This window comes from Zunongwangia endophytica (assembly GCF_030409505.1).
GTDB classification, from domain to species: Bacteria; Bacteroidota; Bacteroidia; order Flavobacteriales; family Flavobacteriaceae; genus Zunongwangia; species Zunongwangia endophytica.
The window spans coordinates 996,597-1,009,642 of record NZ_JAUFPZ010000002.1; the positions used below are offsets into that span (position 1 = coordinate 996,597).

At 35.8% G+C, this 13,046-nt stretch carries 8 protein-coding genes; 1 reads left to right on the forward strand and 7 read right to left on the reverse strand.

Annotation, left to right across the window (positions count from 1 at the left end):
* Positions 1-5 precede the first annotated feature (5 nt).
* The 7 genes from QWY91_RS04490 to QWY91_RS04520 form a co-directional block, all read right to left on the reverse strand.
* Positions 6-2,258 (reverse strand): S9 family peptidase, encoded by a 2,253-nt coding sequence (locus QWY91_RS04490; RefSeq protein ID WP_290232109.1) that lies wholly within the window; start codon positions 2,256-2,258, stop codon positions 6-8.
* A gap of 199 nt (positions 2,259-2,457) precedes the next feature.
* Positions 2,458-4,050 (reverse strand): RagB/SusD family nutrient uptake outer membrane protein, encoded by a 1,593-nt coding sequence (locus QWY91_RS04495; RefSeq protein ID WP_290232110.1) that lies wholly within the window; start codon positions 4,048-4,050, stop codon positions 2,458-2,460.
* 11 nt (positions 4,051-4,061) lie between these two features.
* A complete protein-coding gene (locus QWY91_RS04500) occupies positions 4,062-7,055 on the reverse strand; it encodes a SusC/RagA family TonB-linked outer membrane protein (protein ID WP_290232112.1) in 2,994 nt (997 codons plus the stop codon).
* Between the two features lie 243 nt (positions 7,056-7,298).
* On the reverse strand, positions 7,299-8,540 hold the full coding sequence (locus tag QWY91_RS04505) for an NAD(P)/FAD-dependent oxidoreductase (protein ID WP_290232114.1): 1,242 nt from the start codon (positions 8,538-8,540) through the stop codon (positions 7,299-7,301).
* Positions 8,541-8,550: 10 nt separating this feature from the next.
* Positions 8,551-9,552, reverse strand: a complete 1,002-nt coding sequence (locus QWY91_RS04510; RefSeq protein ID WP_290232116.1) for a 4-hydroxyproline epimerase — start codon at positions 9,550-9,552, stop codon at positions 8,551-8,553.
* A gap of 6 nt (positions 9,553-9,558) precedes the next feature.
* On the reverse strand, positions 9,559-11,127 hold the full coding sequence (locus QWY91_RS04515) for an aldehyde dehydrogenase (NADP(+)) (RefSeq protein ID WP_290232118.1): 1,569 nt from the start codon (positions 11,125-11,127) through the stop codon (positions 9,559-9,561).
* An 18-nt stretch (positions 11,128-11,145) separates the two neighbouring features.
* Positions 11,146-12,063 (reverse strand): dihydrodipicolinate synthase family protein, encoded by a 918-nt coding sequence (locus QWY91_RS04520; RefSeq protein ID WP_290232120.1) that lies wholly within the window; start codon positions 12,061-12,063, stop codon positions 11,146-11,148.
* A gap of 133 nt (positions 12,064-12,196) precedes the next feature.
* On the opposite strand from QWY91_RS04520, the gene QWY91_RS04525 reads away from it, so the two are divergent.
* Positions 12,197-13,039, forward strand: a complete 843-nt coding sequence (locus QWY91_RS04525; protein WP_290232122.1) for a helix-turn-helix domain-containing protein — start codon at positions 12,197-12,199, stop codon at positions 13,037-13,039.
* Positions 13,040-13,046 lie beyond the last annotated feature (7 nt).

Here is a 13,046-nt window from a genome sequence, read left to right on the forward strand (position 1 = left end):
AAGGATTAGTTATAGATCTGGCTCCAAGATGGTGGATCTACATCCAATAGATGTTTCACGAAAAAATCTCTTCGTTTACGCTCTCCAAATTCTCCTCCAGAGGTATGATTTTCTCCAGGCAAAACAACCAATTCAAAATCTTTTTTCGCTTTAATTAATGCATCTGCAAACTGCATGGTCGATGCAGGATCTACATTATCATCTACCTCACCTACAATAAGCATTAAATTTCCCTGCATTTGGGCTGCATTTTCAATATTAGAGCATTCGGCATAATGCGGACCAATAGGATAGCCCATCCACTGTTCGTTCCACCAAATTTTATCCATTCTATTATCGTGACAACCACAAGAAGCCACAGCTACATCATAAAAATCTGAATTAAAAACCACAGCACCACCGGCACTCTGGCCACCTGCAGAAGTTCCTCGAATACCAACTTTATCCGTATTCATATATGGATATTTTTCAGCCGCTGCAGTAATCCATAATTTACGATCTGGAAAACCGGCATCTTTTAAATTCTTCCAACATACATCGTGAAAAGCTTTCGATCTGTTTGAAGTTCCCATTCCATCGATTTGCACAACGATAAAACCAAGTTCGGCTAAAGAACTCAACGCCCAATAATAACTACTGAATTCCTTCGGAACAAAAGAATCATGCGGTCCTGCATAGATATATTCAATGATCGGATATGTTTTTGAAGGATCAAAATTGGTAGGGCGCATAATAATCCCCCAAATATCAGTTTCGCCATCTCTACCTTTTGCGGTAAAAACTTCAGGTTTTTTCCATCCTGTTTTTTCTAATTCAGTAATATTTGCTTCTTCTAAAGCTAATGTTGGCTTTTTCTTACCTGTTTTTTTCAAAACCGTAACCGCCGGCATATCAACTCTAGAATATTGATCGATGTAATATTCTTTATCGGGTGAAAAAGTGACGTTGTGATTTCCGTTTTCTGATGTATAACGGGTAAAATTCTTTCCGTCGAAATCAATACTGCAATAATGAATCAAATAAGGATCCTGATCTTTATCCAAACCGCTGGCAGTGAAATAAATTTGACGATTTTCGTCATCTACTTCCACTACTTCTCTAACCGGCCAGTTTCCTGAAGTAATCTGATTTTTAACTTTTCCCGTATTGCTATCGTAAAGGTATAAATGATTAAAACCATCACGCTCTGATGCCCATATAATTTCATCCTTGTCGGTTACATCATGACGATATTTTTTTCCGCTATAATCTATAAAAGTTAGGCTGGTTTCATCGATAATGGCTGTTACTTTTCCTGAATTCCCATCTACTTTTAAAACACGGTAGACCTGATGACCACGCTGATTAAATTCAAACATAAACGCTGAACTATCTTCTAGCCACTTATAATTGTAAATTCCGTACTGAGACAAAAATAAATCGGTTGCAACGGGAATATGTTTTTTAGAAGCGACATCGAAAAGCTGTGGACTCTTAAAATCTAACTCATCTCCCGGTTTTCTGTAATCTCTAGTCTGTAATTTTGGTTGAAGTTGATCTTCTGGGCTGGATTCCACAAAATATATATTGTGTTCTTCACCGAGTCTAACTTTATAAGACATGATTTTTTTGCTATCCGGAGACCAGATAATATTTGCTGCATAAAAAAAGCCTTTGCTTCCGTCGAAACTTAGCTGTGTCTCTTCTGAAGTCTTTTTATTCTTAATATAAAGATTGAAATTCTTTATAAAAGCAACATATTTTTGATCGGGTGACGGTATTGGCTCTCCCGCTCTTTCATTACCCCGACCGCCCCAATATCCGCTATGTCGTTTTCGTTTCGGAACTGTATCTAAAATGATTAACTTATAATTCGATAAATTTAGATTGAATTTTAAGGTATCGATTAGAAATTCCAAATTCGACTTATTTTCATCGAATTTTAATGCTGAAATATCGATTTTAGAACTTACAATTTTCTTTTCTAGTTGAGTCGAAAGGGTTTCTGCTAATTTTTGATGATCGAAGGCTTTATTTTTTGTTTTAGTGTCAGCATTTACTAAAATATATTCTGCGCCATTTTTAGCGTTATTTTTATACCAAAACTCGCTATCATTTAACCAATTAAAAGATTTTGGAGTATTAAAAACTTTATTACTGAATAAGGTATCTATAGATTCTGCTCTTTTGTAATCTTCAATAGTTCCTTGAGCGGCAACATGCGTTAAATTAAGGAAGTTAAAGAATATAAAATATAAAAGTGAATAAGATAATTTCATGATTTAAATATAATAACGAAACTGTTAAAATTCTTTATGATTTTTACCCAAAACTTATACAATATTAACATTAAACATTAAATTTATAGATTTTAGGGTTTTTATAGTATCTAATTAAAACTATTTATATGAACGAAATAAACCAACGAAATGCTTATTAGCAATCCGTTGGTTTAAAACTAAGCCAAATCAAGTTTTTTTAGTATCCTGGATTTTGTTGAAGATTATTATTGGTATTTAATTCTTCTAGGCCAATTGGAAATAACACTGTATAATTACCCTGAGGTCGATGATTAAACCAGGTTTTAGTTTGATAAACGCCAAATCGTATTAAATCTGTCCGTCTTCTGGCTTCACCTGCAAATTCCCAAGCAAGTTCATCCAAAAATCTTCCAAATGATACAGGACTTTGATCACCGGGATCTGAAATTGTACCATCTTCCACTAGAAATCCATATTCGACGGTAGTATCGCTTTCAAGTTCTTCTCCTGTTACCTTAGCGTCTTCAGAATTTTCAAAAGATCTCATCCTGACCATACTTACCAGTTCAGCTGCCTTCGCACTATTTCCTATCCTTAATAAACTTTCAGCTTTCATCATAAGCACATCGGTATATCTAAAATATGGAAAATCATTACTTAGGCTACCGGTTGCTCCTGCTTCTACACTATATTTATTACAACGATATCCATCCGTAGCGGCGCTATTGTAAATACTTGGCATTTCTTTTCTTAAGGAAAAAAGAACCTCTCCCGTATCTGCATCTAGTTGGTCCCCCATTAACCAGGTATCTTGCAATCGCTGATCGCCATTTTCATAACTATCGATTAACTGAGGATTACAGCTTGATCCACCCCAGGGTTGCGCCTGCATATTAAAGACATCTCGGTGACTTGGTAAAAGCATTTTCATATGCTGGCTCCATTCACTTGCATAGATATAATCATAAGGCACCGCGAAAACAATTTCAGAGGAAGTTTGATTTTCAGTACTAAATATGTTACTGTAAGAAGGATCTAAAGTAAATTTTCCGGAATTTATAATTTCATCACAAGCTTGGACACATTCTTCCCATTGAGGATTTCCGGTGTAAACTTCAGCATTAAGATATACACGAGCTAAAATCTGATAAGCTCCCCATTTAGTTAAGCTGCCGTAGGTAGTTTGATCTACGGTTTCCTTTAAGTTAGGAATAACTTCATTTAATTCTGTAACAATAAAGTTATAGACCTCTTCTCTAGTCGCCTGCTGTGGGATAGCGTCACTAAAATCTTCTAAAATAGGTACATTGCCATGAGTATCTACCAATATAGAATAATAAAGAGCTCTTACAGCGCGCATTTCAGAAATAACATTTAAAGCTTGTTCTTCCTCTATTGGTAAAGAGCCACTCTCTATTTGTGAGATCACACGATTAATATTGTTAATGCCATTAAAACAGGTAATCCAGGTATTTCTTGGTTGCCATTGGGTTTCATTCCAGGTATGAAAATGCATTCTTTTATAAACACCTCCATCATCCCATCCATTAGGCCTTGTAGGAGTTATGAACATGTCTGCAGATTCTTCCTGAAGATCAAATAAACCTTGCCATCCCATGATAAATCGCAGTGGTGTATAAGCGGAAGCTGAAAGCGCTATAATATCCTCTTCTGCCGGAACAAAAGAATCTTCCGTAATTTCAGAAAACACTTCTTCATCCAAATTAGTACAGGATTGGAATGTCATCAAACAGAATACTACTAAGCAAAGTGCAGGACGTTTTATGTATTGAATATTTCTATGATTCATAATAAATAATTTTAAAAAGTTAGATTAACTCCCAATGTAAAAGATCGTGTAGTTGGATATTTATCCCTATCATCGATACCTGGCGCTAGACCAGCTCTATTAACCTCTGGATCGATTCCTTTATAACCGGTTAGCGTTACTAAATTAAGACCTGTTGCATACAATCTTAGGTTTTCTAGATAATCAATGGCATCTGTATTAAAAGTATAACCTAAGGTGATGTTGTTGATTTTCCAGTAATCACCGTCTTCAATGTAATGACTTACATAGCGCTGTACATCTGCTAGTACGGCTTTGCCATACACTTCATCAAAAGCAGATTCTAACACATTATAGCCCACCGTTGGGTTTTCATAAAACATGCGTTGTGAGTTTAGAATTTGATACCCAAAAGCCCCTTGCATATTCACATTTAAATCCCAATTTTTGTAAGTAAAGGTGTTGTTCCAACTTAGATAATGCTTCGGTAAACCATTCCCAATGATCTGTCTGTCTGAAGCATCAGACTCGGTTGCCGGAATGATTTCACCATCCGGGGTTTCTATCATCCAAATACCTTCATCGTTAATATCCACGCTTTTCAAACCATAAAAATTCCCTATACTCTCCCCAACTTTCACGATATGACTGGAAATTTGAATAGGTTCCCCTATGCCACCAGCATAAAAGAAATCGTTCGTGGTATCAAATTGATCATTAGAAATTGAAATCAATTTATTTTTATTGGTTGAATAGGTTACGTTCCCGCTCCATTGAAAACTTTCAGTTCGTAAAGGCACAAAGTTAATTAACGCTTCAAAACCTTCGTTCTTCAATTGTGCTACATTGGCTCTAATGGTACTGTAAAGATATGGAGGTACGGGAACATCATAGTCATACAATGCATCTTTGGTTGTTCGATTGTAATAATCTAGCGCTCCACCTAGTCTTCCGCCGAAAAAACTAAAATCAATACCCGCATTAATTTCTTCTTTTTTCTCCCATTTTAGGTTTGTATTGGCATTTCTGGCTGGAATCAGTTCTCTTATCCATCTATTGTTGTAAAGAAAGTAACTGTCATAATTTAAGCTACTTAAAGATTGATATGAATTTGCAGCATTGATACCAGTAACTCCAAAACCAGCTCTTAATTTTAAATTATCTATCCATGAAATATCGCTCATAAAATCTTCCTGATTAATTCTCCAACCCGCAGAAACTCCTGGAAAATCACCCCATTTATTGTCAGCACCAAATCGCGAAGACCCCTCATGTCTAATACTGGCCATTAACAGGTAACGATCATCATAATTGTAAGTAATTCTTGAAAAGAAAGCTATAAGTTTATCAGAACTTTTAGAACTACCCATGCCGGCTTCGCCAAGCGGTAAACCTTGCCCAATTCCTATATTGTTGTATGTATAAGCATCTGTAGGAAAGTTGCGGTTGGTTGCGTAAAAACCTTCGTAAACATTATCTTCATAATTATATCCTCCTAAAATGGTGAACTTATGATTCCCTATCATTTTTTCATAATCTATGGTAAATTGCCCATAATTTCCGACATAATCATCAGTTCCTCTGGAGGCGTAACCCTGTATTCCATTTTTTGTGGTAGAAACATGATTTTTTGTTTGATAAAAACCTCTAATATTGTAATTGCCTTTTCTGGTGTATAACCCTTTAATAATCAAATTATCAATAGGTTCGAAACTTAAACTACCTGTAACCCGTAAATTTCTATATCTATTTTGACCTTCTGTTTCTTCTAGATAAGCAACAGGATTGTCATAAAAATAAACATCTCTTTCATACCAGCTGCCATCTTCTCTTCTAACTGGTTCTGTGGGATTTCTAATTAAAGCTTGGCGGTAAACATATGGATTAAAACTACTACCATCCCCTCCTGTAAAAAATGATTGTTCACTTGTGATTATATTGAAATTAGATTTCAGTTTATTATCAAACATGTTGTGATTTACATCGATACGTGCTGAATATCGTTTGTTATCAGTTTTAATAAAAATACCTTCGTTATCGCGATAATTAAGTGAAGCAGTAAGATTTGTAGTTTTATTCCCCCCTCTAAAAATGAGGTTATGCACTGTGCTTATTGCATTTTGTGTTATTTCATCTAACCAATCTGTATTAGCATTATAATCTTGATTATTGGCTCCATTAAAAGAATAACCTTCTGCGAATTTCTCTCGTAACTGAGAAGCACTTAAGAAATCCATACGATTATTAATTTCTGAAAAGGTTACATATCCATTATAATCTATAGTTGGTTTCATTTCTCTGCCTGCATCTTTGGTAGTAATTATTACCACACCATTAGTTCCCCTGGTACCATAAATCGCAGTGGCCGAACCATCTTTTAGTACATCTATAGAAGCAATATCCTCTGGCGCTACTGTTTGTAAATTTCCTGGAACTCCGTCTATTAATATTAATGGTGCAGAACTACCATTTATAGAAGAAATTCCTCTTAACATAATTTGCGCGCCCTGGGTAGGGTCACCAGAGGGTGTAGAGACTGATAATCCTGCCACCTTTCCCTGAATTAGCTGTGCAGCATCATTTACATTACCTTGAATAAAATCATCGGAACTTACTGTTGCAACAGCACTTGTTACATCGGCTCTTTTTTGGGTTCCATACCCAATTACAACAACTTCGTTAAGAGCTTGTAAATCTTCTTCTAAAGTCACCTTTAAAGAAGTTCCACCCTCTGCAATATTAATTTCTTTAGTTGCATAACCTATAAAAGTAAACATTAAGATAGCGTCGTTTGTACTAACATTCAAGCTAAATTCTCCATCAAAATTAGTTGCAGCTCCATTATTAGTCCCCTTTTCTTTAACAGATACTCCAGGGATTGGCACTCCTTGATCATCTTGTACCAATCCGGTAACCGTCGATTGAGCACACAGCATTTGGGAACTAAAAACGATCACGAATATTAGAATACCTGTTTTTTTAAAACCAGGACCATTCCGCAAAAAAGAATGTAAAATTTTAAACATAATTATAGATTTTGTGATTTATATTATTTTTTTACTATCATTTGATAGATAATTATGAAATAATGATAAAGTAAATCTACAATATGCTTTAATAAATTTTTAAGTTAATGTTATCTAAAAACGATACTATATTAACAATATTGATATACTAACTTAAATTTTAATCAATTTAAGTTTATAGAATAAAAAAGTCGGTTTCAAAACCGACTTATATAATAATTACGATAAAGTAGTAAACTCTGGTCAAAAACGCTCTAAATCAAAAGGTTCCAATAATACTGAAGTATGATTGGCATCTACAATTTCAGAAATTAGCTTTCCTGTTATTGGGCCTAAACTCCAGCCCATCATAGCATGTCCTGCTGCAACATTTAGATTTTTAAATTTTGAAGATTTTCCTATAAATGGTAGACCATCTGGTGACACCGGTCTTAATCCACTGGTCGCAGATTGTTTTTCTTCAGAAGTTAACGTAAATCCAGAATAGTAATTTGATGCAGCTTTTGCGATAGCCTCTACTCTATTAGGTAAGATAGTAGTATTGTTTCCTGAAAATTCCATAGTACCGGCAAACCTGGTGAAATTTTGCATAGGGGTTACCGCAACCTTAGCTTCCGTAAGTATCGCTGGTAAATGAATATCCGTTTCTCGACTTATACTCATGCTATATCCTTTTCCCGGTTGGATAGGAATATTAAGTCCGAGTTTTTTGGCTAGCGGAAAAGTCCAACTGCCTGCAGCCAGAATAAATTCATCGGCTTCAATAGTTTTATTTATAGTGGTAACAGCCTTTATTGTTTTGTTATCGACATCTAAACCAGTAACCGCTTCCTCTAAAATAAAATTAACTCCATGTTCTGTAAGCCATTTCTTTAGATTCTTCATAAAAAGATTCGGTGTACTATGAGCATCACATTCGTAGTGTACACCTCCAATTACATCTTCACTGAATTTAGGTTCAAGATCGTGTAGTGCTTTTTTATCTAAAACAGAAACATCAAGTCCTAAGTCTTTTCCTTTTTCAGCAAGTTTAGCTTCGTGCGCTTCATTTTTAGCACTTTTATAAACCATTAAAAGCCCTTTACGCTCCATATGAAAATCGAAATCAAACGATTCCAGCATTTCCGCATAAAGATCTCGGCTCTTTTCATTTAATTCTTTAAGTACGGGGATAGCTTTTGATACTTTATTTTTAGTTGAAGATTTTTTAAAATACCAAGACCATTTGAAGAAATCCATATCCCAACGAGGTTTTATATAAAACGGACTAGAATTATTGAATATCCATTTTATTCCCTGGTTAATCATCCCCGGTTCTGCGATGGGTACAAAATGGCTGGGCGTTACATAACCTGCATTAATAAAAGAAGCACCATCGGTAATAGTACTTTTATCAATAACAGTGACCTCATGACCTGCTTTTACCAAATAATAAGCTGAACATAGTCCTGTAATTCCTCCGCCAATAATTGTAACTCTCTTCATAATTTAAATTTTAAAGTACCTGAAATCCGTGAGCATAAGGATCGTCATCATCAATAACGATATTATTATAACCGGTAACCATTGCCCAACCCTCAATACTTGGTATAATGGCTTTTTTACCGCCCAGCTCGGTTTCTTCTTCTATCCGTCCTATAAATTTACTACCTATAATACTTTCGTGAACAAATAGATCGCCTTTTTTCAACTTGCCTTTTGCATACCAATGGGCCATTCTTGCTGAAGTCCCTGTACCACATGGTGAACGATCTATAGCTTTATCACCATAAAAAACGGCATTTCTCGCAGTAGATTTTTCATCTATTACAGCGCCAGTCCATTGAATATGGCTTAGCCCAAAAATGGTAGAGTCTTCAGGATGAATAAACTCATGTTCTTCATTAAGCTTACTTCTTAATTCTCTACTCCAGGTTATTAACTCGCTAGCTTGATAGTGTTCTAATCCTTTAAAATTTTCCTGAACTTCTACAATCGCATAAAAATTTCCACCGTAGGAAACATCAACTTTTAAATCGCCAAGATCGTTACTATGTACGGTAATATTCTCTTTTGCTAAATACGATTTAATATTTACAATTTTAACCGAAGTTACTTTTCTTCCTTCCTGCTTATAAGTTACTTTCACCAGTCCGGCAGGAGTTTCCAGTCTTAAAACGCCAGGCGTTTTTGGAGCAACCAATCCTTCTTCTATTGCTACGGTAACGGTACCGATTGTACCATGACCACACATAGGTAAACAACCGCTTGTTTCTATGAACAGAATTCCGCAATCATTTAGGGGATCTGATGGCGGAAACAAAATGCTTCCGCTCATCATATCATGTCCTCGTGGTTCGAACATCAAACCGCGCCTAATCCAATCGTATTCTCTCATAAAATTTTGACGCTTTTCACTCATGGTCGCTCCTTCAATAAAAGGACCACCACCGGCAACTACTCTTACCGGATTCCCACAAGTATGCGCATCAACACAAAAAAAAGTTTTTCTTGCCATTAAAATCTATAAGCTATCTGTTGTGTATTTATTATTGATATTCCTTAAAATACCTAATGAATTTTCATCTTTTAAAGCCTGCGGAAGTAAGCTTTGCGGCCAATCCTGAAAAGAAACCGGGCGAACCCATCTCTGGACTGCTGTTAAACCTACAGAAGTAAATTTAGCATTTGAGGTCGACGGAAATGGCCCACCATGCGTCATTGCAGCACAAACCTCTACTCCCGTTGGTACACTATTATAAATAATTCGGCCAACAGTTTCTGTAAGCGAATCGATTATAGTAGCAAACTCATTTAATTCTTTTTCTTCGGAATTTAATACAGTACCCGTAAGCTGACCTTCTAATTGCTGAATTACTTCTGCAAGTTCGGTTTTGTCTTTACATTTTACAATTACTGAAAAAGGACCGAAAACTTCTTTATGAAAGTTTTTATTCTGAAGAAATTCAGCTCCCGGAACAGTAATTACGTGTTGCCTTCCGAAGTTTGGTTGAAGTTCACCATCATATTTGCTTACTTCATGATAACCTTCCTGATTTAAAATTTCAGCTTTTGACGTTTCATATTGCTTTTCAATACCAGGACTTAACATTACAGAAGGAGCAAGATTCGATAAATTCTCACCTAATTTTTGTACAAAGCTTTCCATAGCCGGACTCTCAATTCCTAAAATCAGACCCGGATTCGTACAAAATTGACCACATCCTGCTGTTATTGATCCTGCGTATTGCTCAGCCCAAAAATCACCTTTTTCTTCTAATGCTGAAGGCAAAGCCAATACAGGATTAATACTTCCCATTTCAGCATAAACAGGAATTGGTTCTGGGCGATCTGCCGCTAATTTAGTAAGCGCTGTACCTGCTTTATAACTTCCGGTAAAGCCAACCGCTTTTATTTTTGGATGTTTTACCAACCACTCGCCAACTTCAATTCCTTTACTGTTTAGATTAGAGAAAACACCATCTGGCATTCCTGTTTTTTTAGCTGCTTTAATAATTGCTTCAGAAACCAGTTCTCCAGTACCGGCATGTAAAGGATGAGATTTTACTACAACCGGAGATCCTGAAGCCAATGCGCTTGCAGTATCACCACCAGCAGTAGAAAAGGCAAATGGGAAGTTACTTGCTCCAAAAACAGCAACAGGGCCAAAAGGTACCTGCATTCTTCGAATATCAGGTTTCCCTTCAGGATTACTAATAATTGATTCTACCCAGCTACCTTCTTTCAGCATTTCGGCAAAAGCTCGCAACTGGTTACAAGTTCGCGCAAATTCACCATTAGAACGACCTTCTGGCAATCCAGATTCAGCTCTGTAAATTTCTTTTAAAGCTTCAGCATTCGATTCTAATTCAACTGCTATAGCTTCTAGAAACTCCGTTTTTTCCGAGTCCGTTTTCTGCTTGTATATTTTAAAAGCCGAAGCTGCCTTTTCTACAGCAGCGTCAACCTCTTCAGTTGTAGCTTCGTAAAAAGTAGCAGCTGTTTCTTTATTCTCTTTTGGATCAAAAGTTTTAAAGCTTACATCACCTTTACTGGAAAGCTCCTCACCAATATAATTTTTTCCTGTAATCATGCTTTCTTGTTTTATTAATTATAATGATTTATAGTCTATTAGCTCTGGTCTTACAGCCATCGCTGTATCTATAATACCCTGTACTCTTTCTAATTCTTTTCCTTGTAATACTAATCTAGGTGCTCTAACATGCGCTGTTCCTAAACCGGTCGCTACTTCAGCTAACTTGATATTTTGTACTAATTGGGGAGATATATCCAATTCTAATAATGGCATAAACCATCTATAAATTCTTAAGGCTTCTTCTAAATCACCGGCTTTCACTAATTTATAAATAGCTACAGTTTCTGCAGGATATGCAGCTACTAATCCAGCTACCCAACCATCTGCACCTGCAACCATACTTTCTAATGCAAGCGTGTCTACCCCACATAAGATCTTGATACGGTCCCCAAATTTATTCTTCAAACGAGTAACATTACTAATATCTCGTGTAGATTCTTTTACCGCTTCTATTGTTGGACAATCTGCTAAAAGTTCTTCAAACATTTCAATAGTTACTTCAATCTTATAATCTACTGGATTGTTGTAGATCATAATCGGTAAAGATGTGCTTTTAGCAATCTCTTTAAAATATATTACAGTCTCGTGATCTGTAGCTTTATAACGCATTGGTGGAAGAAGCATTAAACCTTGCGCACCCCAAGCTTCTGCATTTTTTGCAACTTGAATTGCCTCTTTTGTAGACTGCTCTGCAATATTTATGATTACCGGTACTTGCCCTGCAGTAATTTCTAGAGTTTTCTTTACAAGCGTTTCTTTTTCTGCCGGTGTTAGCGTACTAGCTTCACCTAAAGTTCCTCCTAAGATGATTCCGTTTACACCTGCATCTAATTGTGCTTTGATATTTTTTTCGAACGTAACTAGATCCAGTTCGTCGTCTTTTGTAAACTTAGTGGTTACTGCGGGCATAACCCCTTCCCATTTGATTGCCATAATTTATATTTTTTAACAAAATTAAATCGATTAAAGTGCTTTCTATTTGTATTGATTAGCAGAACCTTATACTATATTACCATTAAAATTGATTTATTGGTTTTTTTTTAATAATATTTACAAAAACCAACCAATGAAAGTCCTACCCTTCAAAATCCCAAAGCCCGAAAAAGAAGCCCTTGTATATCAGGAAGACCATGAAATCGTTTTTTACGATAAGTTGCATCAGCACGAGGAAATTCAGATTAGTTATATCATGGAAGGCAGTGGATCTTTAATTGTTGGTGACAGTATTAATGAATATAAACCCCACGATATTCTTATCATTGGTGAAAATATTCCGCACGTCTTTAGAAGTGATGCAGAAGCACATCCCAATTCGGTAATGTATACGCTATTTTTTACTAAGAAATCCTTCGGAAAGGAATTCTTCAACCTTACTGATCTTAGCGGAATTCAGAAGTTTTTTGACGAATCTGAATACGGTATGAAGATTCAGTCTAATGAAAAACGGTTCCATCTTTTTGACAATCTGAAACATCAAAGCAAAATTGAAAGAGTTGCCAGTTTACTTTTGCTTTTAAATGAGCTAACGCACGCAGAACGTCTTCCCTTATCTTCTTTTGTTTATCAAAAAAAATACACAGAAGATGAAGGAAAACGGATGAATGATGTTTTTCAATACGCCATGGATAATTTTCAGGAAAATATCGCCCTAGAGGATATCGCTGAAATTGCCTTTATGAGTAAAAATGCTTTTTGTCGCTACTTTAAAAAAAGAACGAATAAAACCTTTTTTCAGTTTTTAATAGAAATTAGAATCGAACGCGCTTGCAAGTTGCTTTATAAAGATCATGATCTACCAGTTTCCGCAATTTCAGAATTGTGCGGATTCCAAAACATCGCCAATTTCAACCGAAAATTTAAAGAATTAAAGGGAATAACGCCTACCCAATATCGCCAACAGACAGATTAGTTTTTAT